The organism is Murinocardiopsis flavida (assembly GCF_003014485.1).
GTDB lineage: Bacteria > Actinomycetota > Actinomycetes > Streptosporangiales > Streptosporangiaceae > Murinocardiopsis > Murinocardiopsis flavida.
Genome location: NZ_PYGA01000010.1, coordinates 1 through 26,864 on the forward strand (window position 1 = coordinate 1; position 26,864 = coordinate 26,864).

The following is a 26,864-nucleotide window of genomic DNA, read 5'->3' on the forward strand; positions in this document are numbered from 1 at the left end:
CCCGCACCGTCCCCGTCGACTACGCCTCCCACTCCCCCCACGTCGAGCCGCTCGGCGCGGAGCTGCGCTCCGCCCTCGCCGGCATCGCCCCCCGCACCGCCGACATCCCGTTCTACTCCACCGTGCACGGCCGCACCCTCGACGGCAGCGCCCTCACACCCGAGTACTGGTACGCAAACCTGCGGCAGCCCGTCCTCTTCGCCGAGGCGACCCGCGCGCTCATCGACAGCGGCTGCACCACGTTCATCGAGGTCAGCCCGCACCCGGTCCTGACCTATGCCATCGAGCAGACCGCTGAGGCCGCCTCCGCCACTGCCGTGGCCCTGCCCACTCTGCGCCGCGACGACGCCGGCCCGTCCCGGTTCGCCGCCTCTCTCGCCCAGGCGCACCTCAACGGCGCGCCGCTCGACTGGGACTCCCTTGTCCCCGACGCCCGGCCGGTCGACCTGCCCACGTACGCCTTCGAGCACCACCGCTACTGGCTCGGCACGCCCGAGTCCGGCGATGCCGCCGCCGCAGGGCTCGCCCCGGCCGGCCACCCCCTCCTGGAAGCCGCGATCCCGCCGGTCGAAGGGGAGGGCCACCGGTTCTCCGGCCGGGTCTCGACGCGCGACCTGCCGTGGCTGGCCGACCATGCCATCACCGGCACCCCCCTGCTCCCCGGGACCGCGTTCTTGGAGCTGGCGTTGCACGCGGGCGAACTGGCGGGCTGCCCGCGCGTCGCGGAACTCACCCTGAACGCACCGCTGGCGCTCCCGGACGACGGCAGGGTCCAGGTCCGCGTCACCGTCGAACCCCCCGACGGCGCGGGCGAACGCGCGCTGCACATCCACTCCCGCCCCGAACCCGACGACGACGCGGCCGACCCCCAGTGGACCCGCAACGCCGAGGGCGCCATGGCCCCCGCCATTGCGCAGGAACGGACCGGCCCCGCACCGTGGCCGCCGCCCGGCGCCGAGCCCGTCCCCACCGACGGCGCCTACGCGCACCTGGCAGAGCGCGGCTACGACTACGGGCCCGCGTTCCAAGGGCTGCGGGCCGCGTGGCTGGTGGGCGACGACATCTGCGCCGAAGTGCGCCTGCCCGCCGACCAGCGGGGCGACGCCGACGCGTACGGCATCCATCCGGCCCTTCTCGACGCCGCGCAGCACGCCCTCGTTGCGCAGCCCGGAACCGGGGAGGGCGCCTCCGCCGAGCCGCTCCGCCTGCCCTTCTCCTACAGCGGCGTCACCCTGCACGCCACCGGGGCCACCGACCTGCGGGTCCGCGTGTCCCCCACGGGGGCGGGCACCGTGTCGCTGCACGCCACCGACCCCGCTGGGGCGCCGGTCCTCACGGTGGCGTCGCTGACCCTGCGGGCGGCGGCAGGGGACCACCTGGCGAGCGCGGCGCGGCCCGGCAAGGACGACCTGTTCACCATCGAGTGGGCGGAGCTCCCCGCGCCAGCCGGGGATGCGGTTCAGGCCGACACCTGGGCCGTCCTCGGCCCCGACGCACTCGGGCTGGCGGCGACGCTCGACAAGGCGGGACTTGAGGTCGACGCCTATCCCGAACCCGGCGCACTGGCGGCCGCGCTGGCCGACGGCGCGCCGGTCCCTGCCACCGTGCTGCTGCCCTGCGTCCGCATGTCCCCGGACGAACCGGTGGAAGCGATCCACACGGCCACCCACGGCATCCTCGCCCTCCTCCAGCAGTGGCTGGCCGACGACCGGTTCGCGGCGACCCGGCTGGCCGTCGTCACCCACGGTGCCGTCGCGACCCGCACCGGGGAGGACGTCCCGGACCTCGTCCACTCCCCCCTGTGGGGACTGGTCCGCGCCGCCCAGTCGGAGAACCCCGACCGGCTCGTCCTCGTCGACATCGACGAACCGCACATCGCGCCGTCGCGCCTGACCGGCGCACTGGCGAGCGGGGAACCGCAGGTCGCCGTGCGTTCGGGCGTCCTGCGCGCGCCCAGGATCGCGCGGGCACGCGCACAGCGGCCCACTGCTGCGCAGGAGGGCGGCGCGACGGTCGGCGACGGCACGGTCCTCGTCACCGGTGCCACCGGGACACTGGGCCGGCACGTGGCGCGGCACCTCGCCGCCCGGTACGGGGCGCGGCACCTGCTCCTCGTGAGCCGCCGCGGGGCGGCGGGGGAAGGGACCGCCGAGTTCGAGGCCGAGCTGACCGGCCTCGGCGCCGGGGTGACCTTCGCGGCGTGCGACGCCGCCGACCGCGGCGCGTTGAAACGCGTCATCGACGCGGTCCCGGCAGACCGCCCGGTGACCGCTGTCGCGCACATCGCCGGCGTGCTCGACGACGGCATCCTGTCGGCCCTGACACCCGAGCGGTTCGACCGGGTCATGCGCCCGAAGATCGACGCAGCACTCAACCTGCACGAACTCACGTCCGACCTCTCGGCGTTCCTGCTGTTCTCCTCCGCCGCGGGCACGGTCGGCGGCCCGGGGCAGGCCAACTACGCCGCGGCGAACACCTTCCTCGACGCGCTGGCGCACCACCGGATCGCCTGCGGCGAGCCGGCCGTCTCCTTGGCCTGGGGGCTGTGGGCGCAGTCCAGCGGGATGACCGGGCACCTCGGCGATGCCGACCTCAACCGTATGGCGCGGATGGGCATGGCGCGGCCGCTGACCGCGGAAGAAGGGCTGTCGCTGCTCGACACCGCGATCGGTTCCGGCGCCGCGCACCTCCTGCCGCTGCCGCTTGACCTCTCCGCGGTGCGGGCGGACGCGGCCAAGAGCGGGACCGTACCGTCCCTGCTGCGCGGACTCGTACGCGCCCCCAGGCGGCGGGCTGCCGACACCGCCGACGGCCCCGCCCTCGCGCAGCGCCTCGCCGGGCTGCCCGCCACAGAGGCCGAGCAGGTCCTGGTCGACGTGGTGCGCGAGCACGCGGCCGACGTCCTCGGCCACGCGTCCGGCAGCGGGATCGACCCCGGGCGCGAATTCCTGGAACTCGGATTCGACTCGCTCACCGCTGTGGAGTTCCGCAACCGCCTCAACAGCGTCACCGGGCTGCGGCTGCCCGCCGCCCTCGTCTTCGACCACCCCTCGCCGACCGCGCTCGCCCGGTACCTGCGGACCGTGGTCGTCCCACCGTCCACCGGGACCGAACCCGCGCCAGGGGGCGACGCGCCGCCGGCGCCCGCCGGAGGTGCGCGGCCGGATGCGGGGACAGGCTCCGGTGAGAGCGGCAGCATCGTCGACCTGTTCCGCGAGTCGTGCCGCCAAGGCCGGATCGACGGCGGCATCCGGCTGGTCCAGGCGGCCGCCGACCTGCGGCCCACGTTCGCGACGGCGGCGGAGTTCGGCCCGCCGGCGTCGCCGCTCCAGCTCAGCAGGGGTCCCGCCCGGCCGGCTCTCATCGCCTTCCCGTCGCTGGTGATGGTCTCCGGTGCGCAGGAGTACGCGCGGTTCGCCGCCGGCCTGCGCGAACTGCGCGACCTCACCGTGCTGCTCGAACCGGGCTTCGCCCCGGGCGAGAGCCTGCCCGCCGAGGCCGAGGCGGTGATCGCGCTCCAGGCCGACGCCGTCCGGCGCACCTCGGGCGACGACCCGTTCGTCCTCGTCGGCCGCTCTTCCGGCGGCTGGATCGCGCACGCGGTCGCCGAGCGCCTCGAACGCCTCGGCGCCGGCCCGCGCGCCGTGGCCCTCATCGACACCCCGATGCCCGATGACGCGACCACGCTGCCGATCATCGAAACAGGGGTGGTCGACCGCGAGTCGGAGTTCGCGCTGATGACCCCCTCCCGTGTCACAGCGATGGGCGCCTACTTCCGGCTCTTCGCGCAGTGGCGTCCAGGGCCCCTTGCCGCGCCCACTGTCCTGGTGCGCCCCTCGGAGCGGTTCCGCACGGGCACCGGGACCACGGGTGCCGAGTCCGACGACACCGGCGACTGGCGGTTCGCGTGGGCGGCCCCGCACGTCGCGGTGGAGGTCCCGGGCGACCACCTGACCATGATGGAGGAGCACGCCGAGGCCACGGCCCGCGCACTGCACGAGTGGCTCGCGGTGAACACGCCCGAGGAGTAGGAGGGGGCTCGCGGGGCTCCTCTGCGGGACGGGGCCCTTCGGGATGATTGGCGGGGGTGATCACGGGTTAGCCGGAGGGAGTACCCGACGGACACTTTGGAGCCCCCTTGTGAGCGAGAACGTCTTCATCCTCGGCCTGGACGAGCACAACCGCGAGACCCTTGAGTCGATCCCCCATCTGCGCGACTACCGCTTCCACCCGCTGCTGGACGTGCAGGACATGCAGGACCGGGCCGAGCTCGACATGACGGCGCTGCTCGACCGTGCCCGGGCCCAACTCGACGCCTTCCCCGGCTCCGTCGACGCGATCATCGGCTACTGGGACTTCCCCGTGAGCTCCATGGTGCCGATCCTGTGCGCCGAGCGCGGGCTGCCCGCCGCGCCGCTGGAGTCGGTCGTCGCGTGCGAGCACAAGTACTGGAGCCGGTTGGCGCAGCAGGAGGTCATCGACGAGTACCCCCGCTTCGCCGAGGTCGATTTCGACACCACGGCGAAGCCGCCCGGCCTGTCCTACCCGCTGTGGCTGAAGCCCGTGAAGGCGTTCTCGTCCGAACTGGCGTTCCGGGTCACCGACGACGCCGGGTTCCGCGACGCCCTCGCCCGGATCAAGGACGGCGCGGGCCGCATCGGTGAACCGTTCGAATTCGTCATGGACCGGGTCGCGCTGCCGGACCGGGTCGCGGCGGCGGGCGGCACGGCCTGCCTCGCGGAGGAGGAGGCAAAGGGCGACCAGGTGACCCTGGAAGGCTACGTGCACGCCGGTGAGGTGTACGTCTACGGGGTCATCGACGCGGAGTGCTACCCGGACACGTCCAGTTTCCTGCGCTACCGGTACCCGACCCGTCAGCCCGCCGACGTCGTGGAGCGGTTGACCGGCATCACCCGCCGGGTGATCAAGCGCCTGGGCCTGAACTGGGTGACGTTCAACGTCGAGTTCTTCGTCGACGCCGAGCGCGGCACCGTCGTCCTCTTGGAGATCAACCCCCGGCACTCCCAGTCGCACGCCAAGCTGTTCGAGTACGTCGAGGGGCTCCCCAACCACGAGTGCGTGGTGCGGCTGGCGCTGGGCCGCGAGCCGGAACTCATGCAGAGCAAAGGCGCCTACCAGGTCGCGGCGAAGTGGTTCCTGCGCCGGTTCGAGGACGGCGTGGTCCGCCGTGCGCCCAGCGCTGACGACGTGGCCCGGTTGGAGGAGGCGGTCCCGGGTAGCACGGTCAAGCTCATCGCCGGTCAGGGCGACCGGCTTTCGGACCTGCCCGCGCAGGACAGCTACAGCTACGAACTCGCCCAGATCTTCGTCGGCGCCGACGATGAGGCCGGCCTCACCGAGAAGTACCGCACCTGCGCCGAGTCGCTGGACTTCGAGATCGCCGACACGGAGGAGGCCGTCGGCCCCTGAGCGACCGAAGGCACCGACCACGCCACCGAACGACAGGCCACCGAACGACAGGAGGCGCCATTCCATGCGCACCGTCACGTCCCTACCGAACGCGGTCCGCGAGGACGCCGCCGTACGGATCCCCATGTCGGACGGGACCCGGCTGGCGGCGCACATCTGGCGGCCGACGGCGTCCGACGACCACCCGGTGCCCGCGGTGCTGGAGTTCATCCCCTACCGCCAGCGCGACCTGACCGCGCAGCGCGACTCCATCCACCACCCGTACATGGCCGGCCACGGCTACGCGTGCGCGCGGGTCGACCTGCGCGGCAGCGGGGACTCCGAGGGGGTGCTCACCGACGAGTACCTGGAGCAGGAGCTGGCCGACGCCGAGGAGGTCCTCGCGTGGCTGGCCGAGCAGCCGTGGTGCGACGGCGGGACCGCGATGATGGGGATCTCCTGGGGCGGTTTCAACGCGCTCCAGGTCGCGGCGCGCAAACCGGCGAGCCTGCGCGCGATCGTCACCGCGTCCTCCACCGACGACCGCTACGCCGACGACGTGCACTACATGGGCGGCTGCCTGCTCGGCGACAACCTCTCCTGGGCCGCCACGATGTTCGCGTACACGTCCTGCCCGCCCGACCCCGCCGTCGTCGGGGAGCGCTGGCGGGAGATGTGGCGCGAGCGCCTGGACGGCAGCGGGATGTGGCTCGACACCTGGCTGCGGCACCAGCGCCGCGACGACTACTGGAAGCACGGCTCGGTGTGCGAGGACCTGACCGCGATCCAGGTGCCCGTGATGGCGGTGAGCGGCTGGGCCGACGGCTACTCCAACTCGGTGTTCCGGCTGCTGGAGGGGTTGGACGTGCCGCGGCTCGGGCTGGTCGGCCCGTGGTCGCACAAGTACCCGCACCTGGGGCAGCCCGGCCCCGCCATCGGCTTCCTCCAGGAGATGGTGCGGTGGTGGGACCGCTGGCTCAAGGACGACGACAACGGCGTCATGGACGCCCCGATGCTGCGGAGCTGGATGCAGGAGAGCGTCCCGCCGTCGACCGCCTATGAGGACCGGCCCGGCCGCTGGGTCGGCGAGGCGTCCTGGCCCCCGCCGCACATCCGCCGCGACCGGTTCGGGCTCGCGCCCGGCCGGGTCGCCGCCGCCGGCGAGGAGCCGCCCGAGCGGGAGATCGGCCTCCAGTCGCCGCTGTCGGTCGGCCAGTTCGCCGGCAAGTGGTGCTCGTACAACGCGCCGCCCGACCTGCCCTACGACCAGCGCGAGGAGGACGGCGGGTCCATGGTCTTCGACAGCGACCCGCTCACCGAGCGCTGCGAGATCCTGGGCGCCCCGGTGGTCGACCTGGAGCTGTCGGCGGACCGGCCCGTCGCCATGGTGGCGGTGCGGCTGTCCGACGTCGCCCCCGACGGCATGGCCACCCGGGTGACCTACGGGCTGCTCAACCTCACCCACGCCGAGAGCAACGAGTCGCCGGCGGAGCTGGAGCCGGGGCGCCGCTACCGGGTGTCGGTGCGGCTCAACGGGGTCGCGCAGGCGTTCCCGCCCGGGCACCGGATCCGGGTGTCGGTGTCGACGTCCTACTGGCCGCTGGCGTGGCCGCCGCCGCGCCCCGTACTGCTCACGGTGTACACGGGCGAGTACAGCGGACTGCACCTACCGGTGCGGCCGCAGGAGGCCGACGACGCCGTTCCCGTCGCGCCGTTCGAGGACCCCGAGGGCACCGAGCCCATCGCCACGACCCAGATCGCGCCGGGCGAGCAGCGGTGGGACGTCACGCGCGACCTCGTGGCGTACCGCTCAGCGCTGGAGGTGGTCAAGGACCTGGGGACGGTCCGCTTCGACGCCATCGGGCTCGACGTGACCCGCAGGGCGCGGGAGCGCTACAGCTGGGTCGGCGACGACTTCGACTCCCCGCGGGGCGAGACGGAGTGGACGATGCGGTTCGCGCGCGGCGACTGGGAGGCGACCACCCGCACCCGGACGGTGCTCACCGCCACCCCCGACGCGTTCCACCTGCACGCCACCCTCGACGCCCACGAGGGCGAGGAGCGCCTGGTCTCCCACGAGTTCACCGCCTCGATCCCACGCGACCACGTCTGAGGCTCAGCGTCCCGGTGCCGCTCAGGAGCCTGCGGTCACCGGGAACGTGTCCCAGACCGCCTTCGACAGGGCCTCCTCGCGCAGTGCCGCCCGTTCGCCGCGGGTGGGTGCCCGCAGGTGGGCGGCCGCGTCGAGGAGGTCGGCGGTGCGCGCGTCGGGCAGCCAGGTGGGCGCCGCGACCACGGTGTAGGAGTCCCCACCGCGGGCGGCGATCAGCTGCGGCCCGGAGTCCATCGTCCTGACGGTGTACCGGCCCTTCCGTTCGCACGTGACCTCGGCGTCGTAGCCGCCGCAGGGGTCGTCGAGGCCCTCGGCCGCCGCGCCCTCACCCGTCTCCAGCGCCAGCACCCGGTCGGAGTCGCGGGCGTGCCGGTAGGTGACGGTGAGCTCGTCGCCACCGCCCGTTGCGACGCTCATCCTGCGCCACTCTGGATCGTCGAGGACGGCGACCGCCCCGAGCGCCTCGAAGTCCGCCCGCGCCTCGGCCCGGTTCTCCACCGCCGCCGTCGCGGGCACCCAGACGAGGGAGGCCGCGAGCACCAGACCGCTGACCGCGGCGACTGCCCGCAGCCGCCCGCCCAGCGCGGCGCGGATGACCACGCCGCAGAACGCGGCGGCGCAGGCCAGGGGCAGCAGCACCAGGACCAGCACCGGTTCGAGCACCTGGCGCAGCCCGAAGGGCACGAGGCCCATGAGGACGAAGCCCGCGGTGCCGACCGCCGACCCGGCCAGCGGGAGCCCGGCCGCCGCGACCGCCCACGGGCGGCGCACACCCAGCCGCCGCAGCGGCCACACCGCCGCGAGCATCAAGGGGGCCGCGAGGACGAGCACGCCGGCCACGACCATCGACACGTCGCCGATCTCCCGCACATACGGCCGGTCGAGCAGCCAGACGAGCCCCATATGACCCAGGGAGGGCACCACAACCCAGAGCGCACCGACGACGGCGAGCGCCACCATGGCCCCATAGCGCGGCGCCCGCCCGGACCCCGCCGCACCGCCCACACGCTCATACACCGTCATCGGCCGCTCCCGGAGGAAAAAGCGTATGGGCCCCCTCCCCGGCGGAAGGGGGCCCATACGCGGTGGTCCCGGGTGGGCGCGAGAGGACTCGAACCTCCGACCGCTCGGTTGTAAGCCGAGTGCTCTGACCAACTGAGCTACACGCCCCGGACGAGGAGAATGGTACCGGTTCGTCAGTGCGCGCGGGCGGCGCCGAGGCGGCCGGGGCCGCCGAGGACCCGCTCCAGCGCGCGCTCGACCTCGTCGGTGAGGGCGGGGTCGGCGGCAAGGTGCTCGGTGCGGTGCGCGGTGTGTGTGCGGACCGCGCCGCAGGTGTGGCACTCGACCTCGCCGAGCCGCGACAGCAGGAAGGTGGAGCGGCAGCGGCCGCACCGGTCGAGGTCGGCCTTCCACTCGCGAGTGAGTTGGCACTCGGCGCACACGAGAACCTGGCGCTCGCTGCGCACGCCGCGCTTCCACTGGCCGTCGCCGACGGCGGGGTCGGGCTGGCGCGCCCCGCACAGGTAGCAGGGCATGGGACTCCTTACACCTCGGGCCCGCGCACAGGCGTGCGCGACCGCGCGCTCGACGGGGCGGGTGGACGTCGCGCCCGCGCGCATGCGCGTGCGACCGCACGGGTCGCCGGTGCCGCGGTTGGGCGCACCCCAACAATAGGCGGTACCCGGCGGATCCGCCCGGGTACCGGGCCGCCGCCGGGTGAACGGGATGGCGCGCGACGGCTCCGGGCCGCGGCACTGCGGATGGCGTTCCCGCCCGCGAACGGCGTGGCGCGCGGCGGGGCCGGGCCGACGTGGTGCGGTGGGCGGCGTTCCCGCTCGGGGCTGGGCCGCCCACCCGGTGGGGGTGGGCGGCCGGTGCTCAGCGCTGGCCCTTGGGGATCACCAGGCGTGTGCCGGACCAGTCGGCCCCCACACTCACCGCGCTGGTCTGCGAAAGCCCGGCGGTCGTCGCGGCTTCGGAGACCTCACTCGGAGCGACGTGGCCGTCGCGCCCGGGCTTGGGAGTCAGGACAAGGAGGACGCCGCCGCCCTCGATCGTGGCTGAGACGTCGACAAGGACGTCGGTCAGATCGTCCTCCTCGTCGTCGCGCCACCACAGCAGCGCCGCGTCGACGACGTCGCCGAAGTCCTCGTCGACCAGCTCGTTGCCGGTGCATTCGCCGATCGACGTGCGGAGCTGCTCGTCAACGTCATCGTCGAAGCCGAACTCCTGCACCACCTGACCCGGTTTGAACCCGAGTCGATCGGCCAGGCCACGTTCGCTCTGGGCCTGGCCCGCGGTCGCGCTCACGAAAGTCCTCCTCCATAATCCGGTTTCGCCGGTGCCGTCCGCAGGTCGTGGACGGCTCGGCCTCTCTCAGCCCGGGTGTCCGGGCGATCCCGCTGGCTAAGTTCACACGCTGCGGGGCTGATCCGTCAACGCGTCGCCGTCGGGTGGTGCTGCGGTTACCATCCTTACCCGTATGACGGGTCCGTCAAGAACGACAGCCGCACCTGACGGTCCGGATTGTCAACATTGACGTCCACAATGGCGATAGATTGCCATGTCCCCAGCTCCACGCGCCCGGAAACGACCGGGACGACCATGGACGGCGCGATGAACGCCGGCATGACGTGGGAGCGGCCGTGCCCGGGCGAGCCGTGCCGGTGCCGCCACCGGTCGTCGGCGGGGAGCAGGTCGCCGAGCGCCGCGAGCAGGTCGTCGTCGGAGCCGGCGCCCAGTTCGATGATCGCGACCCCGGCCGTGGCGTGCGGAACGAAGACGTTCAGCAGGCCGTCGCCGCCGGTCTCGGCGACGAAGTCGGCGCACGGGCGGGTGATGTCGGTGATGCTCTCGGACCCGCCGGTGTGCAGGTCGAGAAGTTTTGTCCGCATACGCCAACGGGTACCCAGCCGGGGCCTGCTTTCAACCACCCCGGCCCCGCGGCATCGCAGCGGAGCGCGGCGGCGACGGGGTCCTCTCGCTCCCGGGGCCCGATGGCGCCATACTCGAAGCGCCGTCCGCCGGGCGGGCCCCCTGCCCGGCGCGCGGGCGGGACGGCACGCCCTCCGATCCCAGCAGGAGAGAATGTGAGCGCCAGACTCCGCCTCGGCCCCATGCTTCGACACGTCAGCGACACCACCGCGACCGTGTGGGTCGAGACCGGTGCGCCCGGGCGGGTCGAGGTGATCGCCGGTGAGCAGACCGCGTGGTCCGACACGTTCACCGTGCACGGGCACCACTACGCGCTGTGCGACGTGACGGGCCTCGCCCCCGGTTCGGCGGTGGCGTACGAGGTGCGGCTCGACGGCGAGGTGGTGTGGCCGGAGCCGTCGTCGCCGTACCCGCCGAGCCTCCTGTGCACCGTCGACCACGAGGCCCCGGCGCGGATCGTGTTCGGCTCCTGCCACACGCCCACCGACCACTCCCCCTCCGCTGTTCTGCACTACGGCGTGGACATGCTGCGCGCCTTCGCGCTGCGGCTGGTCGACGACCGCCGCTCCCCCGGCTCCCGCGCGGCCGGCGACGACGGCGCCGGGGTCCAGCGCACCGGCGGCGACCTCGGCGGCGGCGAGCCCGACCTGCTGCTGATGGTCGGCGACCAGGTGTACGCCGACGAACTCCAGCCGGCCATGCGCGCCTTCGTGCAGGCCCGGCGCGAGGAGGCCGGCGACGGCGACGCCGGCCCGCCGCCCGACGAGGTGGTGTTCTACGACGAGTACGCCGAGCTGTACCGGCAGGCGTGGTCCGACCCCGACATCCGCTGGCTGATGTCGACCGTCCCGACCTTGATGATCTTCGACGACCACGACATCCGCGACGACTGGAACACCTCCGGCGCCTGGCAGCGGATGATGGCCGAGCGCCCGTGGTGGGGGCCGCGTGTCACGTCGGGGCTCGGCGCGTACTGGGTGTACCAGCACCTGGGCAACCTGTCGCCGGCCGCGCGCGCCGCCGACCCGGTGCTGGCCGAGATCCGCGCGCACGGCGGCGACGCCGCGGAGCTCGTGGACGCGTTCGCGTGGCGGACGCACACCCGCCCCGCGAGCTACCGGTGGAACTACCGCTACGACATCGGCCGCAACCGCATCGTGGTCATGGACACCCGGTGCAGCCGCGACGTCGCCGACGACTCGATGCGCTCCATCCTCGGCGGCGACGGCTACGCGTGGCTCGACGAGCAGTTGACGGGTGACGTCGACCACCTCGTGATCGCGAGCACGCTGCCGTTCCTGATGCCGATGGGCGTGCACTACATGGAGGCGTGGAACGAGGCGGTGTGCGCGGGTGCGTGGGGCAGGCTGGCCCGCCGGCCGGCGGAGCGGCTGCGCCAGCGCATCGACCTGGAGCACTGGCCGGCGTTCCAGCGGTCGTTCAAGGCCGTGGGCGACTCCGTGCTGTCGGTCGCCTCCGGCGAGCGAGGCGCGGCACCGGCGACCATCCTGTTCCTCGGCGGCGATGTGCACTTCTCCTACCTGACGCGCGCCCTGCCCGTCGACTCCGAGGTGCGCCGCCTCGCGGCCCGCACCCGCATCGTGCAGCTGGTGTGCTCCCCCACGTGCAACTGGATGCAGCCCACGCTGCGCCGGTTGATGTGGGTGTCGGTGCGCAGCGTGACCGGGCTGGTGTTCCGCCTGATCGCGCGCAGCGCCGGTGTGCGGCCGCCGGCGCTGCGCTGGGCGGTCGACGACGGCCCGTGGTACGACAACGCCCTGGCGACGGTGACCCTCGACGGCCGCGACGCCGAGGTGCAGTGGGAGCACTCGCCGATCATGAAGCGCACCCTGGAGGAGCTGGGGCCCGGGCAGGCGGTGCGGCCCAAGATCCGCCGGCTCACCAAGTTCCGGTTGACGGGGTGAGGTCACGGCGCCTGGTAGCGGGTGTCGGCGACGTCGGTGACCGCCATGTGGCCGGGCGCGTGCGCGATGGCGAACGGCGGGGCCGACGCCATGACCGCGGCCTGCGGGGTGACCCCGCAGGCCCAGAACAGCGGGACCTCTCCGGGCCGCACGTCGACCGGGTCGCCGAAGTCGGGTTCGGCGAGGTCGCCGATTCCGAGCGCAGCGGGGTCGCCCACGTGCACGGGCGCGCCGTGGACGGACGGATACCGGGCGGTGACGCGCACGGCGTCGGCCACCTGGTCGGCCGGGACGGGCCGCATGGACACCACCAGCGGGCCGCTGAACCGGCCGGCCGGGCGGCACGGGCGGTTCGTCGTGTACATCGGGACGTTGCGCCCCTGCTCGATGTGGCGCACCGGGACGCCGGCGCGCAGCAGCGGCGCCTCGAAGGTGAAGCTGCACCCGATGAGGAACGCCACCAGGTCGGGCCGCCACACGTCGCTGACGTCGGCGGGCGCGTCGACCTGCGCGCCGTCTCGGTACACCCGGTACTCGGGCAGGTCGGTGCGCAGGTCGCCGGCGAAGATCGAGGCGTCGACCGCGCCGGGGTCGGTGACGTCGAGGACGGGGCACGACCTGGGGTTGCGCTGCGCGAACAGCAGGAAGTCGAAGGCCAAATCGCGCGGTAGCGCGAGGAGGTTCGCCTGGGTGTACCCGGCGCTGTAGCCGGCCGTGGGCGCCCGCAGCCCGGCGCGGAACAGGGCGCGGGCTTCGCCGGGCGTGAGCGCGGCGGGGTCGGCGGGGGATGCGGGCTCGTTCATGGGCGCTCCTGTCCGTTGTCGCGTGCCGCGGCGCGCCGGGCGCCGCTGCCGGGGCCGCGGTGCCGGAACCGCAGCCGGGTGCCCGGCCGCGCCTGGGCGGCCGCGGGGAGGTCGGCCGACGCCACCACGGCGATGACGGGGTAGCCGCCGGTGACCGGGTGGTCGGCGAGGAACAGGACGGGTTCGCCCTCGGGCGGGACCTGCACGGATCCCGGCACCATGCCCTCGCTGGGCAGTTCGCCGCTGCGCCGCCGCCGCAGCGGCGGCCCGGAGAGCCGCGCGCCGACCCGGTCGGTCCGCGGTGTCACCTCGAACGCACTGGTCAGCAGGGTTTCCATTGCTTCGGGGGTGAACCAGTCGTCGCGGGGGCCGGGCAGCACGCGCAGGTGCACCTCCGCCCCGGGCGGCGCCGGGGCCGGGGCGAGGTCGAGCACGGGGAACACGGCGGGCGCCGGGCCCGCGGCGAGCACGTCGCCCGCGCGCAGGACCGGCGGGCCGAGCCCGGAGAGGGTGTCGGTGCTGCGGGACCCGAGGACCGGGTCGGCGGCGATCCCGCCGCGCACGGCGAGGTAGCTGCGCAGGCCGGTGGGCGGGGTGCCGAGTCGCAGTTCGGCGCCGTCTGGCAGGGTCAGGACGCTGTCGCACGCCCCGCCGCGCCCGTCGACCAGCACCGGGCAGGGCGCGCCGGTGACGGCGACGGTGAGGGTGCCGCGCGCGCGGACCCGCAGGCCGCCCAGTGTGACCTCCAGCGCGGCGGCGCCGGGGGCGTTGGCGACCAGCCGGTTGGCGAAGGCGTAGGAGCGCCGGTCCGCGGCCCCTGAGGCGCCGATTCCCAGCGCAGCGTAGCCCCAGCGCCCGGAGTCCTGGACGGTCGCCAGCGGCCCGGTGGCCAGCACGTCGACGCCGTGCCGGGTCTCGGCCGCGCGGTGGTCGGGCACGCGGTTCCCCATCCGTACGTTCGCGATCTGTACGTTCACGCTGCTCACACCTGTTCGAACCGTACTCGCACGCCCGGTCTGAGCAGGCCGGGCGGTTCCCTGTCGAGGTCCCAGACGGCGGCGTCGGTGTGGCCGATGAGCTGCCAGCCGCCCGGGGAGCTGCGCGGGTACACCCCGGTGAACTCCCCGGCGAGCCCGACGGCGCCGGCGGGGACCCGGGTGCGGGACTCCTCGCGGCGCGGCACGCGCAGCCGGGGGTCGCCGCCCGCGAGGTAGCCGAATCCGGGCATGAACCCGCAGAACGCGACGGTCCACGGCGTCGCGGTGTGCGCGGCGACGACCTCGCGTTCGGTGAGCCCGGTGTGCCGGGCGACGGCGCCGAGGTCGGCTCCGTTGTAGGACACCGCCAGCCGCAGCTCTTCGGCCTCGGCGCGCCGCCCGGCGCGCGCGGGCAGGGCCCGGACGGCGGCCGCCGCAGCGGCGGCGGCGCCGGCGCGGCGGGGGTCGAGCCGCAGCAGGACCGTGCGCGCGGCGGGCACCGCGGCGATCACGCCGGGGACGGGGTCGGCGTCGAGGGCCGCCTGGAGGTCGAGTACCTGGTCGAGGCCGTCGACCTCGACCAGGATGGCGGCGTCGCCGCACTCACGGATGCGCATGGCCCTCCCTCTGCCCCGTTGGTCGCCCCGGAGTCGCGCGCCGGGCGGCCCGGTACCGCGGCCCGGTGCGCGCCCCAGGGAAGTCCGGTGGCGGGAGTGCGGGCCGGGCCCCCGGTGAGCCGGCCCGCACGCCCGCGGGGGCCGGGGCGGCGGCGGGGCCCCGGGTGTGCCGCTCAGCCAACGAAGGCCCCCAGCCGGATCCCGGCGCCGCGCAGCCGCTCGGCCACCGCCGCGGCCATGCGCACCGCGCCGGGGCTGTCGCCGTGGACGCAGATGGACTCGGCGCGCACCGCGACCGTGCTGCCGTCGATCGCGGTCACCCCTTCGCCCCGCGCCATGCTCAGGCAGCGCCGGGCCACGTCGTCGGGGTCGTGCAGCACCGCTCCGGGTTCCCGGCGCGACACGAGGGTGCCCTCGGGTGTGTAGGCGCGGTCGGCGAACGCCTCGCCGACCGTGGTGAGCCCCGCGTCGGCGGCCCGCCGCAGCCAGGCCGACCCGGGCAGGCCGAGGACGGGCAGCGCGGGGTCGTAGCGCAGCACCGCCTCGACGACGGCCGCCGCCTGCTCCTCGTGGGTCACGATCGCGTTGTACAGCGCGCCGTGCGGTTTGAGGTAGCGGACCCGGTCGCCGGCGACGCGCGCGAACGCGTCGAGCGCGCCGATCTGGTATATGACGTCGTTGGTCAGGTCCTCGGGCGGGACGTCGATGAAGCGCCGCCCGAAGCCCGCGAGGTCGCGGTAGCCGACCTGGGCGCCGATGGCGACGCCGTGCCGCACCGCGGCCTCGCAGGTGGTGCGCAGCACCGTCGGGTCGCCCGCGTGGAACCCGCAGGCGACGTTGGCGCTGGTGACGATGGACAGCAGCGCGTCGTCGTCGCCGAGCGTCCAGCGCCCGAAGCTCTCCCCCAGGTCGGAGTTGAGGTCGATGCCCGCCGTTTCGCTGTGCACGTGTGCCTCCTGGTGTGCCGTTGTCCCGCGTGGTCGTGGTGCCCCTACCCGGTCAGCCCCACAGGTCCTGGATGCCCGACATGGCCTGCACGGCGATGAAGATGCTGACCAGCCACCCCGCGACGCCGATGGCGAGCAGCCACTTCGGGTACCGGTAGCCGTTCAGCAGGTCGCGCCAGCGCACGGCCGCGACCCACAGCATGATGCCGACGCCGACCGGCAGAATGACGCCGTTGAGCGCCCCCGCGAGCACGAGGAGTGTGGCCGGGGGCTGGTCGATGAGCAGGTAGATCGCCGCCGACAGGGCGATGAACCCCGCGACGAGCCAGTTGCGGTTGCGGTTCAGCCACGGGGAGAACGTCGCGATGAACGAGATGGAGGTGTAGGACGCGCCGATCACGGAGCTGATGGCGGCGGCCCACATGACCACGCCGAAGAGCCGCAGGCCGACCTCTCCCGCCGCGGCCTGGAACGCGGCGGCGGGCGGGTTGTCGGAGGCCATGACGTCGACCCCGCCGGTGACGACGCCCAGGACGGCGAGGAAGAGCAGGACCCGCATGACACCGGTGACGATGACCCCGGTGACGGAGGCGCGGGAGATCTCGCGTACGCGCTCGGGCCCCTTGACCCCGGCGTCGACCAGGCGGTGCGCCCCGGCGTAGGTGATGTAGCCGCCGACGGTGCCGCCGATGATGGTGACGATCGCGACGAACCCGTCGGAGCCGACCCGGTCGGGCACCACCGACTGGCGCAGCGCCTCGCCGACCGGCGGCCCGGACACGATGGCGACGTAGCAGGTGAGGGCGATCATCAGCATGCCGAGGACGACGAGGATGCGGTCCATCGCCACGCCGGCCCGCCGGATCAGGAAGATCGCGACGGCGAGCGCCGCGGACACCGCCCCGCCGATCTTGACGTCGACGCCCGCCATCGCGTCGAGGCCCAGGCCGGTCCCCGCGACGTTGCCGACGTTGAAGACGAGCCCGCCGAAGACGATGAGCGCAGCCAGCACGTACCCGGCGCCGGGCAAGACGTGGTTGGCGAGGGTCTGGGCGCGGACCCCGGCGACGCCGATGACCCGCCACAGGTTCAGCTGCACGGCGACGTCGACGAGGATCGAGATCAGGATCGCGAAGGCGAACGCGGCCCCGAGCTGGGCGGTGAAGGTCGTGGTCTGGGTGATGAAGCCGGGGCCGATGGCGCTGGTCGCCATCAGGAACATGGCGCCGAGGAGGACGCCTCTGGCGCGCGGCCGGGTGGTGGTCGGAGCGTCGGTCATGGTGGTCCTCGCTTCGCGGAGGGGTCAGAGACCAGCATCACAGCTAATTGTTCAACAATCTGACAAGGTGTCAATAGGACATGACCACAATCGGACGCCGATGACGCCGGCCCTTCCGGGATCGGACACAATGAGGTGATGGGGACAGTGCGGTCCAAGAGCCCCCAGAACCGGCGGGAAACGGGGCTGAACCGGGCGTGACGCAAGACACCGAGGAGTGGGTCGACAGGCTCGCGAAGGCCCGCGCGACCGGCGAGCGGTCGAGCATGATCGAGTGGGTCGCCGACGTGCTCCGCGGCCAGATCTTCGAGGGCACGTTCGAGCCGGGGCAGCGCCTGCGCGAGGAGAAGATCGGCGAGATCCTGGAGGTCTCCCGCAACACACTGCGCGAGGCGTTCCGGCTACTCGGCCACGAGCGCCTGGTCGTCCACCAGTTCCACCGCGGCGTGTTCGTCGCCCAGCCCTCCGCCGACGACGTCGCCGACCTCTACCGGGTGCGCAGGGCGCTGGAGCTGTCGGCGGTCCGCGGCGCCTCCGGCGCCCCCCGCTCCGGCATCGACGCCGTCGCCGCCGCGGTGACCGAGGGCGAGCAGGCCCTCGGCGGCGAGGACTGGTGGGGCATCGGCACGGCGAACATGCGCTTCCACGAGGCCATCACGGCGCTCGCGGGCAGCAGGCGCGCCGACGAGATCATGCGCCAGCTCCTCGCGGAGATGCGGCTGGTCTTCCACATCATGAAGGCGCCGCGCGAGTTCCACGCGCCCTACCTGACCTCCAACCGCCGCATCAGCGACCTTCTCAGCGCCGGCCGGACCGAGGACGCCGAGGCGGCGCTGGCCGCGTACTTCGACATCGCCGAGCGCCAGCTCCTCGAGGCCTACGACCGCGGCGGCCCCGCCGGACCGGACGCGCCCGGGTGAGCGCGGCCCCCCGCTGAAACGGCCGTGCTCCCCGCCCTGTCGCAAGGCGCGGGGAGCACGGATCGGTACCGGCCGGTGCTGCCGGTCCTGCCGGTTTTCTTCCCTGCTAGTTCTTCGCCTTCGACCGGCGGTTGGCCGGGCGCGGCTGGCGCGGGCCGGGGCGCGCCGGGCCGCGCTGGCGGACCAACGGGCGGGCCGAGCGCGGCGACGACGGGAATCCGGGGATGAGACCGTCGGGGTGCAGCTTGGCCTCGGTACCGGCGACCGCCCAGCGGTCGGGCAGGTCGTAGGCCGGGCGCGCGGGCGCGGCGTCGTCCTGCTCGCCGCTCTCGGCGGTGGCGGCTGCGGGCGCCTCGGCCGCGGCGGCGGCACGCTGCTTGCGGGCGCGGTAGTAGGCGGCGGCGCGGGTGATGATGGGCCACTCGACCGGGGCGGGCTGCGACAGCCCCGCCCACAGGTAGGCGTTGGTGCCCCACGCCTCCATTGCGCGGCGCGCCTTGGTCACCGAACGGAAGGTCGGCAGCGCGAGCAGGACCTGCGGCCAGGCCAGCACCATGGCGCCGAGCAGCGGGAAGAGGCCGCCGCCGGCGATGGAGGCCCCGAACCCGACGGCGAGCGCGGTGATGGCCAGCCACAGGCGCAGGCTGGTGAACTGCCGGAACCGGTGCAGCGACCGCCGCACCGACGCCTCGGCCGACAGGCCCTCGGGCAGCGGGGTGGGCTGCACGATGAGCGCCAGCAGCAGGGTGCCCACCGCCACGGATCCGGAGACCACGATGAGCCACCCGGGCGCGGCCAGTCCACCCCCGGTGAACAGCGCCGCCGCGCCGAGCAGCACCAGCGGCAAGGGTAGGCAGAACAGGGCCCGGCGTCGCAACTGACCAGCCTCCGTAGGCTGATTCGTCGCGTCAGCCAGTCGCTGGAACAGTGTCTTCTTCGTCTCGCCGGTCACTGTCTCGGCACCCCCTACCCTCTGCGCTGCACGCGCCTCCGCGATGGCCCCGGAGCCGCCCTCCGGGTCCTGTCAATCCGCTCAATCCGCTGCAACCGACCGTTCCCCGTATATCGGAACAGAACCGGACGAACACGTTTCGTGATGGATCGGTCACAAAGATCGTACCGGTAATGCGATACACCGACTTCGCCGGTTTTTTCAACTCCCTACCCGGCTCGACGCTCAGGATTCGCGCCGGGTTCACACAATTCGCGTCCGGTGGGCTATCCCACATGCCCGCCTGGCCGTGGTTTTCGGCAATGCCCTGCTGCGGCCGATTCCACCGAACGCACCACCCACCGGCAGAACGCGCCCGGGCCGCCGCGAGTTCCCGAGTGACCCCTGGATCGGCCGCCACGCTGCGCGGATGCCGGTCCCCTCCCCCTGCCTACTATTCCACCATCCCCGGGTCGCGCTCCCCCAGCCGCCCCAGGGTCACGGCCACCCGGAGGACGAACGCCCCGCGCCCGTCGGACGGGGCGAACCCGGTCAGCTCGGCGACCCGGCTGAGGCGGTACCGGACGGTGTTGGGGTGCACGAACAGCATCCGCGCGGTGGCTTCGAGTGAGGACGCGTGCTCCAGATACACCGTCAGGGTGTCGAGCAGCGGCGAGCCCGAGCCCCGCAGCGGCCGGTAGACGTCCTCGACGAGGCGGGCGCGGGCGTCGGCGTCGCCGTCGAGGGCGCGCTCGGGCAGCAGGTCCTCGGCGAGCACCGGCCGGGGCGCGTCGGGCCAGGCCGTTGCCGCGCGCAGCCCGTTCACCGCCGCGCGCACCGAGTCGCCGGCCCCGCGCAGGTCGGCCACTGCCGGGCCGACGACCACCGGGCCCGGCCCGAGCAGCCCGGCGAGCGGGGCGGCCGCGGCCAGCGGGTCGTCCGACGCGGCCGACGCCCCGCCGACGCCGATCACCACGACGACCCGCTCGCCCTGCACCCCGGCGAGGACGTCGTGGCCGGCGCGGCGCGCCCGCGCCCGCACGTCGTCCAGGACGCCCTGCTCGCCGGGGTCCGGCAGGGTCCCGGCGAGGGCGATGACGGGGGTGCCCGACCAGCTCAGCGCGGACCCCCAGGTGGGCAGGCCCTCCTCGCGGTCGCCGTGCAGCAGCGCGTCGACGATCAGCGCCTCCAGCCGGGCGTCCCACGAACCGCGCGCCTCGGCGGCCCGGGCGTAGACCTTCGCGGAGGAGAACGCGACCTCGCGGGTGTAGCGCAGCACCGCCTCGCGCAGCTGCTGGACGCCGCCGGGCGCGGCGAGCTCCTCGACCTGGTTCTCCACGACGTCGATGACGACCCTGATCATCTCGACGGTCTGCTGGAGGGTGACCGACCGGGTGAGCTCGCGCGGGGCCGTGCCGAAGACCTCGACCGTGATGGCGGGCCGCCCGCGGTCGGGGTTCTTGAACCACTCGACGAACGCCGCGACGCCGGACTGGGCGACCAGCCCGACCCAGGAGCGGTCCTCGGCGGACATGGCGCGGAACCACGACAGGCTGCTCTCCATGCGGGTCACCGCCGCCGTGCCGAGGGTGCCCATGGACCGCTCCAGCCGCAGGGCCGTCTCCGCGCGCACCGCGCCTTCGTCGGGCGCCTGTGGGATGCTCATGGGCGCGCCGCGTGCCGGCGGGCGGCGGTCCGGTTGCTGTTGGTCATGCCTCTGGTCATGCCTCCAAGGGTGGCACCTCCGCGGGCTGCGGACACGCGCCGAACTGCGGAGGAGACGCCGAAAAGTGACGGGCACCACGCCGTACGGTGACGTTTCGGCGCCGGTTTGTGGAGTTCCCACAAAGGGCCCGCCGATAAGTTCGTGACTGTCCCCATGAAGCTGCTGATGTCCTACAAGGCAAGGTGGGTTCTGTGCTTGTAATCGTCGCGCCCGGACAAGGCGCCCAAGTCCCCGGGTTCCTCGCCCCATGGCTCGAACTGCCCGGCCTGCCCGAGCGCTTCGACACCTGGTCGGAGGTCGCCGGGCTGGATCTCGTGCGCTACGGCACCACGGCCGACGCCGATGAGATCCGCGACACGGCGATCGCCCAGCCCCTGCTGGTCGCGGCGGGGTTCGCCGCCGCCACCGCGCTGTTCGACGGCGTCGGCGACGCCCCCGGGTCGATCGACGCCGCCGCCGGCCACAGCGTCGGCGAGTTCACCGCCGCGGGCATCGCCGGGGTCCTCACCCCTGAGGACGCTCTGCGGCTGGTCGCCGAGCGGGGCCGGGGCATGGCCGCTGCCGCCGCCCTCGCCGACACCGGCATGACCGCCGTCCTGGGCGGCGACCGCGAACAGGTGCTCGCCGCGATCGACGCCGCCGGCCTGACCCCCGCCAATGACAACGGCGGCGGCCAGATCGTCGCCGCCGGGACCGCTGCGCAGCTCGCGGCGTTCGCCGAGGCGCCGCCCGAGCGCGCCCGGCTGCGCCCGCTCTCGGTCGCGGGGGCGTTCCACACCGTGCACATGGCGCCGGCGCTGGAGCGCGTCCGCCGCCTCGCCGAGTCCACCCCCGCGGCCGACCCCCGCACGCTGCTGCTGTCGAACCGCGACGGTTCCGCGGTGGCCGGCGGCCGCGACTACCTCGACCGGATGGTCGCCCAGATCACCTCGCCGGTGCGCTGGGACGCCTGCACCGCGACCCTTGCCGACCTCGGTGTCACCGCCCTGATCGAGCTGCCCCCCGCCGGCACCCTCACCGGGCTGGCAAAGCGCGCGCTGCGCGGCGTCGAACTGCTCGCGTTCAAGAGCCCCGAGGACCTCGACCGCGCCCGGCAGCTCGTCAAAGAGCACGCGGGGGCGCCCCCCGCCTCCGCCACCGCAGAAGGGTCCCCGTCATGAACCTGCCCCCGTCGCCCCCCGGCGCCCGCATCGTCGCCTTCGGCGAGCACCAGCCCAGCGGTGTCGTCACCAACGCCGACCTCGCCGAGCGGGTCGACACCAGCGACGAGTGGATCCAGAGCCGCGTCGGCATCAAGGAGCGGCGCATCGCGGGGCCCGACGAGTCGGTCCTCGACATGGCCGTCGCTGCGGGCGGCAAGGCGCTCGCTGCGAGCGGCCTGGCCGCCGACGACATCAGCCTGGTGATCGTCGCCACCTGCACCGGCCTCGACCAGATCCCGAACGTGTCGGCGAGCGCCGCGGCCCGGCTCGGCATCACCGCCCCCGGCGCGTTCGACGTCAACGCCGCGTGCGCCGGGTTCTGCTACGCGCTCGGCATCGCCAACGACGCCGTGCGCGGCGGCTCCGCCGGCCACGTGCTCGTCATCGGCGCCGAGAAGCTGTCCGACTGGATCGACTGGACCGACCGCTCCACCTGCGTGATCTTCGCCGACGGAGCCGGTGCCGCGGTGGTCGGGCCGAGCGAGGCCCCGCAGATCGGGCCGGTCGTCTGGGGCAGCTCCGGCGAGCGCGCCGACAAGATCTACCTGCGCGAGCACAAGTACCTCCACCAGGAGGGCCAGGCGGTGTTCCGGTGGACCACCACGGAGCTGTCGGCCGTGGCGCTGACGGCGCTGGAGCGCGCCGGTGTGGCGCCAGAGGAGCTCACCGCGTTCGTCCCCCACCAGGCGAACCTGCGCATCGTCGAGGCGATCGCCCGCAAGGTCGGTGCGCCGCAGGCGCTCATCGCCCGCGATATCGTCACGGCGGGCAACACCTCCTCCGCGTCGATCCCGCTCGCGCTGTCGCGCATGGTGGGACGCGGGGAGCTGCCCTCTGGGAGCACCGTTCTCACTCTGGGCTACGGCGCCGGGCTCACCTACGCGGCCCAGGTGCTGCGCGTCCCATGAGACATCGCCGGGAGGCGCGCCTCCCGGTGAGAACCCCAAAACGCCGGGGCGGGTCCGCACGGACCGGCACCGCCCCGGCAAGACCGTCCACGTTTCACGAAGGAGTAACCCCACATGGCTCACTCGGAGCAGGAGATCCTGGCCGGTCTCGGCGAGATCGTCGACGAGATCGCGGGAGTCCCCGCCGACCAGGTCACCCCTGAGAAGAGCTTTGTCGACGACCTCGACATCGACTCCCTGTCCATGGTCGAGATCGCCGTCGCCGCGCAGGACAAGTTCGGCGTCGAGATCCCCGACGACCAGCTCAAGGACCTGAAGACGGTCCAGGACGTCATCACCTTCATCCAGAAGTAGGGCGCGGGCGGCCCGCCGGTGCGGCGGGCCGCCTCGCACCCGGTTCGACAGCTACCACTCACCCCGTCCTTGGACCGCGCGATCCCACCGGATCAGGTCGGCGAGGACCGATTCACGAGACGTGAAGGGCGATCGGCCAATGAGTACTACCGAAGTCGTCGTCACCGGCCTCGGCGCCACCACTCCGCTGGGAGGTGACGTCCCGACCACTTGGTCAGCGATGCTCGACGGCCGGTCCGGAATCACGACCATCACCGAGGACTGGGTCGACACCGTCCCGGCGCGCATCGCCGGTATCGCCGCGGAGGACCCCTCGGCCAGCCTGCCCCGGCACCGGCTGCGCCGCCTCGACCGCACCCAGCAGTTCTCGCTGATCGCGGCGCAGGAGGCGTGGAACGACGCCGGTGCGCCCGATGTCGACCCGATCCGCCTGGGCGCCGTGGTCTCCAGCGGCATCGGCGGCATCCTCACCATCCTCGAGCAGTACGACACCTTCCGCGAGAAGGGCTGGAAGCGCGTCTCGCCGTTCACGGTGCCGATGCTCATGCCCAACGCCCCGGCCGCTGCCGTCGCGCTGGAGTTCTCCGCCCGCGCCGGGGCGCACGCCCCGGTGAGCGCGTGCGCGTCCAGCGCCGAGGCCATCGCCGACGCCATCGACATGATCCGCAGCGGCCGCGCCGACATCGTGATCGCGGGCGGCACCGAGGCCGCCATCCACCCGCTGAACATCGCGTCGTTCGCGGCCATGCGCGCGCTGTCGACGCGCAACGACGACCCGCAGCGGGCGTCGCGGCCCTTCGACACCGGCCGCGACGGCTTCGTCATGAGCGAGGGCGCCGGGATCGTGGTGCTGGAGTCGGCCGAGCACGCCGCACAGCGCGGCGCGCGGGTGTACGCGGTCGCCGCCGGCGCCGGGTACTCCTGCGACGCCACCGACATCGTCCTGCCCGACCCCGAGGGCGGGGGCCAGTCCCGCGCCATCGTCGACGCGCTGGCGGACGCCGGCCTGCGGCCCGAAGAGGTCACGCACGTCAACGCGCACGCCACGTCGACCCCCGCCGGCGACGTCGGCGAGACCCTCGCCATCCGCAAGGCCCTCGGCGACTCCGCGGCCGACCGGGTCAGCGTCACCTCCACCAAGTCCATGACCGGCCACCTGCTGGGCGGCGCCGGGGCGGTGGAGTCGATCGCGTCGATCCTGGCCCTGCACAACCGCCAGATCCCGCCGACCATCAACATCGAGGAGCTCGACCCCGGGGTCGTGGTCGACATCGTGCGCGACAAGCCCCGCGACCTGCCCGCTGGGCCCACCGCGGCGCTGAACCAGTCCTTCGGGTTCGGCGGCCACAACATCGCGCTGGCGTTCCGCACGCCGTGAGTCCGCGCCGCCCGCCGGGGCGGCGACCCGGGCGCGGCCGCCCTTGCCGGGCGGCCGCGCCCGACGCGTTCGCGGGGTCCGGCCCGCCCGGTGCGGACGCTGCGTGGCGCCGGGCCAACGGTGCGGAACCGGATGCCGCACGGCCGTGAACACGGTACGGCGCAGCGGGGAAGCCTGCGCGAACGTCGCGCCAAAGCCCGGCCGATGCGGGCCCCGCGGGGCCACGATGGTGGGGTGCGCCTTTCATCCGACCCCGCTGACACGCCCGCCGGTGCCGCGCCCCCGAGACCCGGCGGCGAGCCGAGCGCACCCCCGCCCGCGGACGCCGCCGAGGGCGTGGCGTTCCACCCCGTGGTCGACCTGGAATCCGGCGCCGTCCTCGCCGTCGAGGCCGTGCCCGAAGCGGGGGCCGACCCGGACCGGCTCGACGGCGCGGCCCGCGCCGAGGCGCTGCGCCGCAGCGTCCGCGGCGCCGCCGCCCTGGAGTCGCTGCTCCCGCTGGTCATCACGGTGCCCGCCGCGGTGCTGTCGCCGTCCGACGACGCGCTGCCGCTGCTGGAGCGGGAGCTGCGCCGCTCCGGCCGGCGGCCGCGCGACGTCACCCTCATGCTCGGCCCCGGACTCGCCGGGGTCGCCGGACGGACCGTCCTCGACGGCGTGCACCGGCTGCGCGGTCTCGGGTTCCGCTGCGGGTTCGGCACGGCGGCCGTGCCGCCGCCGACACTGAGCGAGGCGGCGCCGTTCCTGGTCCGCCTCGACTCCGAGCACGTCGCGGGCGTCCCGCACGACGAGGCGCGCACCGCACTGATCGAGGGCGTTGCGCGCATCGCCCTCGGGGCCGGGACGTTCCCGCTGGCGGCGGGCGTCCACTCGCTGCACCAGGTGGTGCCGCTGCGGCGGCTCGGGGTGCGGCTCGCGCAGGGGCCGCTGTTCAGCCCGGACGGCTGGCAGCCCGGCGACCGGGTGCGGCCGCTGCCCGACTCGGTGATGCTGCCGACGGAGCCCGCGACCGGCCAGGGGCCGCGCGTCGCCGAGTTCATGGGCCCCGCGGCGACCATGGGCGAGGACGCCACCGCTGAGGAGGTGCTGGGGGTGTTCACCGGCGACACCGCCCGCAACAGCGTGATCCTGCTGGACAAGTGGGAGCGCCCGGTGGCGTCGCTGGACCGGGTCCGGTTCCTGCTCGCGATCTCGGGGCCGTACGGGCACGCGCTGCACGCCCGGCGCCCGGCGGTGCGGCTCGCCGACGCCCCCCGGACGGTGGGGCGGGGCCTGCCTGCGCTCACGGCGCTGCGCGCGGCCGGCGCCGACCGCGACCGGGTCTACGACGACATGATCGTCGTCAACGAGTTCGGCCAGTGCATGGGGACCGTGCACGTCAAGGACCTGATCAGCAGCATGTCGCAGTGATGCCGGCGGGGCGGGCCCGGCGCCGGCGCGCCGCTACTGCTCCGGGATCTCGTCGGAGCGCTCCAGTTCGGTGAGGTCGGGGCGCTTGGGCAGCCGGCCGTCGCCGGAGGAGCGGCCCAGCGCGCGCCGGCTCAACCACGGCACCAGGTGCTCCCTGGCCCACCGGCGGGTCTGTCGGCGGCGCAGGATGCGGGGCAGGTCGGCCAGCGGGGTGGCGAACGGGCGGGCCCACAGTTCGCGCGGGCCCATGGGGCGGCCGAGGACGTCGGCGATGCGGGCGGCGACGGCGCGGTGCCCGGCCGCGTTGAGGTGCAGCCGGTCGGCGCTCCAGGCGCGGGGGTCGTTCAGGGCGTTCATCGACCACAGGTCGACGATGTCGCAGTCGTTGCGTTCGGCGATCGAGCGCAGGTGCATGCTGAACACGGCGATGCGGCCCCGGTAGACCCGCAGGACCGGGATCCAGCCGGTGTCGTGCCCCGACAGGATGACCACGCGGATGCCGGCCCCGCGCAGCCGCCGGATGCCGCGGTCGAACTCGAGCGCGAGGTGATCGAGGTTGGTGCCGGGGCGCAGGACGTCGTTGCCGCCCGCGTGGACCGTGACGAGGTCGGGCGTGAACTTCAGGGTCATCTCCAGCTGCTCGCCGAAGATGTGCCGCATGCGGCGGCCGCGCACCGCCAGGTTGGCGTAGCGGAACCCGGTGACGTCGGCGCCGAGGTGCGCCGCGAGGCGGTCGGCGAACCCGAGGTAGCGGCCGTCGGCGGCGCGGTCCTCCATGCCCTCGGTCAGGCTGTCGCCGATGGCGACGAAGGAGCGGATGCGCGCAGCGCTCTCCGCCTGCTTGCCTCCGGGGGGATTCGTCTCCAGGTCAGTCACGTCAACCAATCATGCTTCTCGATCACGTGGATGGATCACGCCCGGTGCGGCAGCGGGCTCGTGCGAGGCCGGCGCAACGGCCTCGCCAGGGACGTTGATCTCGGGCGGCCGAGTGTCAACGCGGTTTGGCGGGGTACGGGCGGGCTGAACAA

Annotated in this window: 22 protein-coding genes and 1 tRNA gene; 10 read left to right on the forward strand and 13 right to left on the reverse strand. The window is 74.0% G+C overall.

The window, feature by feature from the left end; genetic code table 11:
- The 3 genes from CLV63_RS14810 to CLV63_RS14820 form a co-directional block, all read left to right on the forward strand.
- Positions 1 to 4,031, forward strand: a 4,031-nt coding sequence (locus CLV63_RS14810) for an SDR family NAD(P)-dependent oxidoreductase (RefSeq protein WP_146165567.1), incomplete at its 5' end; no start/stop codon positions are given.
- A 109-nt stretch (positions 4,032 to 4,140) separates the two neighbouring features.
- Positions 4,141 to 5,430 (forward strand): ATP-grasp domain-containing protein, encoded by a 1,290-nt coding sequence (locus CLV63_RS14815; protein WP_106583611.1) that lies wholly within the window; start codon positions 4,141 to 4,143, stop codon positions 5,428 to 5,430.
- Between the two features lie 64 nt (positions 5,431 to 5,494).
- Entirely contained in the window at positions 5,495 to 7,522 is a 2,028-nt protein-coding gene (locus CLV63_RS14820) for a CocE/NonD family hydrolase (protein ID WP_106583612.1), read from the forward strand.
- A gap of 21 nt (positions 7,523 to 7,543) precedes the next feature.
- Here the strand turns inward: CLV63_RS14820 and CLV63_RS14825 are convergent, their stop codons facing one another.
- From CLV63_RS14825 to CLV63_RS14845, 5 genes are all read right to left on the reverse strand, one after another.
- Positions 7,544 to 8,545, reverse strand: coding sequence for a hypothetical protein (locus tag CLV63_RS14825; protein WP_146165568.1), 1,002 nt, complete (start codon positions 8,543 to 8,545; stop codon positions 7,544 to 7,546).
- Positions 8,546 to 8,618: 73 nt separating this feature from the next.
- Positions 8,619 to 8,692 (reverse strand) — tRNA-Val (locus tag CLV63_RS14830).
- Between the two features lie 26 nt (positions 8,693 to 8,718).
- Positions 8,719 to 9,060, reverse strand: a complete 342-nt coding sequence (locus tag CLV63_RS14835) for a hypothetical protein (protein WP_106583614.1) — start codon at positions 9,058 to 9,060, stop codon at positions 8,719 to 8,721.
- 343 nt (positions 9,061 to 9,403) lie between these two features.
- Positions 9,404 to 9,835, reverse strand: a complete 432-nt coding sequence (locus CLV63_RS14840) for a DUF3052 domain-containing protein (RefSeq protein ID WP_106583615.1) — start codon at positions 9,833 to 9,835, stop codon at positions 9,404 to 9,406.
- Between the two features lie 164 nt (positions 9,836 to 9,999).
- The gene (locus tag CLV63_RS14845) at positions 10,000 to 10,419 is read right to left on the reverse strand and encodes a secondary thiamine-phosphate synthase enzyme YjbQ (protein ID WP_106583616.1); all 420 of its coding nucleotides are present in this window, start codon (positions 10,417 to 10,419) and stop codon (positions 10,000 to 10,002) included.
- 195 nt (positions 10,420 to 10,614) lie between these two features.
- On the opposite strand from CLV63_RS14845, the gene CLV63_RS14850 reads away from it, so the two are divergent.
- Positions 10,615 to 12,384, forward strand: coding sequence for an alkaline phosphatase D family protein (locus tag CLV63_RS14850; protein WP_106583617.1), 1,770 nt, complete (start codon positions 10,615 to 10,617; stop codon positions 12,382 to 12,384).
- A 2-nt stretch (positions 12,385 to 12,386) separates the two neighbouring features.
- Here CLV63_RS14850 and CLV63_RS14855 read toward each other — a convergent pair whose 3' ends face one another.
- The 5 genes from CLV63_RS14855 to CLV63_RS14875 form a co-directional block, all read right to left on the reverse strand.
- The gene (locus tag CLV63_RS14855; RefSeq protein ID WP_106583618.1) at positions 12,387 to 13,187 is read right to left on the reverse strand and encodes a putative hydro-lyase; all 801 of its coding nucleotides are present in this window, start codon (positions 13,185 to 13,187) and stop codon (positions 12,387 to 12,389) included.
- Positions 13,184 to 14,137, reverse strand: a complete 954-nt coding sequence (locus tag CLV63_RS14860) for a 5-oxoprolinase subunit C family protein (RefSeq protein ID WP_106583786.1) — start codon at positions 14,135 to 14,137, stop codon at positions 13,184 to 13,186. Before CLV63_RS14860 ends, CLV63_RS14855 begins: the two co-directional genes overlap by 4 nt.
- Before the next feature lie 32 nt (positions 14,138 to 14,169).
- The gene (locus CLV63_RS14865; protein ID WP_106583619.1) at positions 14,170 to 14,781 is read right to left on the reverse strand and encodes a 5-oxoprolinase subunit B family protein; all 612 of its coding nucleotides are present in this window, start codon (positions 14,779 to 14,781) and stop codon (positions 14,170 to 14,172) included.
- A 173-nt stretch (positions 14,782 to 14,954) separates the two neighbouring features.
- The gene (locus tag CLV63_RS14870; RefSeq protein WP_245928831.1) at positions 14,955 to 15,728 is read right to left on the reverse strand and encodes a LamB/YcsF family protein; all 774 of its coding nucleotides are present in this window, start codon (positions 15,726 to 15,728) and stop codon (positions 14,955 to 14,957) included.
- Between the two features lie 52 nt (positions 15,729 to 15,780).
- Positions 15,781 to 17,007, reverse strand: a complete 1,227-nt coding sequence (locus CLV63_RS14875; protein WP_106583620.1) for an NRAMP family divalent metal transporter — start codon at positions 17,005 to 17,007, stop codon at positions 15,781 to 15,783.
- Between the two features lie 266 nt (positions 17,008 to 17,273).
- Between CLV63_RS14875 and CLV63_RS14880 the strand changes: the two genes are divergently transcribed.
- Entirely contained in the window at positions 17,274 to 17,927 is a 654-nt protein-coding gene (locus CLV63_RS14880; protein WP_106583788.1) for a GntR family transcriptional regulator, read from the forward strand.
- Positions 17,928 to 18,033: 106 nt separating this feature from the next.
- On the opposite strand, the gene CLV63_RS14885 is transcribed toward CLV63_RS14880, so the two are convergent.
- Positions 18,034 to 18,765 (reverse strand): hypothetical protein, encoded by a 732-nt coding sequence (locus tag CLV63_RS14885; RefSeq protein WP_146165569.1) that lies wholly within the window; start codon positions 18,763 to 18,765, stop codon positions 18,034 to 18,036.
- Between the two features lie 547 nt (positions 18,766 to 19,312).
- Positions 19,313 to 20,524, reverse strand: coding sequence for a PucR family transcriptional regulator (locus tag CLV63_RS14890; RefSeq protein WP_106583622.1), 1,212 nt, complete (start codon positions 20,522 to 20,524; stop codon positions 19,313 to 19,315).
- A 326-nt stretch (positions 20,525 to 20,850) separates the two neighbouring features.
- On the opposite strand from CLV63_RS14890, the gene CLV63_RS14895 reads away from it, so the two are divergent.
- The 5 genes from CLV63_RS14895 to CLV63_RS14915 all read left to right on the forward strand — a co-directional run bounded on the left by CLV63_RS14895 (position 20,851) and on the right by CLV63_RS14915 (position 25,836).
- A complete protein-coding gene (locus CLV63_RS14895) occupies positions 20,851 to 21,744 on the forward strand; it encodes an ACP S-malonyltransferase (protein WP_106583789.1) in 894 nt (297 codons plus the stop codon).
- Complete coding sequence (locus CLV63_RS14900) at positions 21,741 to 22,694, forward strand: beta-ketoacyl-ACP synthase III (RefSeq protein WP_106583623.1); 954 nt, start codon at positions 21,741 to 21,743, stop codon at positions 22,692 to 22,694. The genes CLV63_RS14895 and CLV63_RS14900 overlap by 4 nt, the downstream gene beginning before the upstream one ends.
- Before the next feature lie 114 nt (positions 22,695 to 22,808).
- Positions 22,809 to 23,048, forward strand: coding sequence for an acyl carrier protein (locus CLV63_RS14905; protein ID WP_106583624.1), 240 nt, complete (start codon positions 22,809 to 22,811; stop codon positions 23,046 to 23,048).
- A gap of 139 nt (positions 23,049 to 23,187) precedes the next feature.
- Entirely contained in the window at positions 23,188 to 24,426 is a 1,239-nt protein-coding gene (fabF, locus tag CLV63_RS14910) for a beta-ketoacyl-ACP synthase II (RefSeq protein WP_106583625.1), read from the forward strand.
- 234 nt (positions 24,427 to 24,660) lie between these two features.
- Entirely contained in the window at positions 24,661 to 25,836 is a 1,176-nt protein-coding gene (locus tag CLV63_RS14915; RefSeq protein ID WP_245928832.1) for an EAL domain-containing protein, read from the forward strand.
- Between the two features lie 33 nt (positions 25,837 to 25,869).
- On the opposite strand, the gene CLV63_RS14920 is transcribed toward CLV63_RS14915, so the two are convergent.
- Positions 25,870 to 26,712, reverse strand: coding sequence for an SGNH/GDSL hydrolase family protein (locus CLV63_RS14920; protein WP_106583626.1), 843 nt, complete (start codon positions 26,710 to 26,712; stop codon positions 25,870 to 25,872).
- Positions 26,713 to 26,864 lie beyond the last annotated feature (152 nt).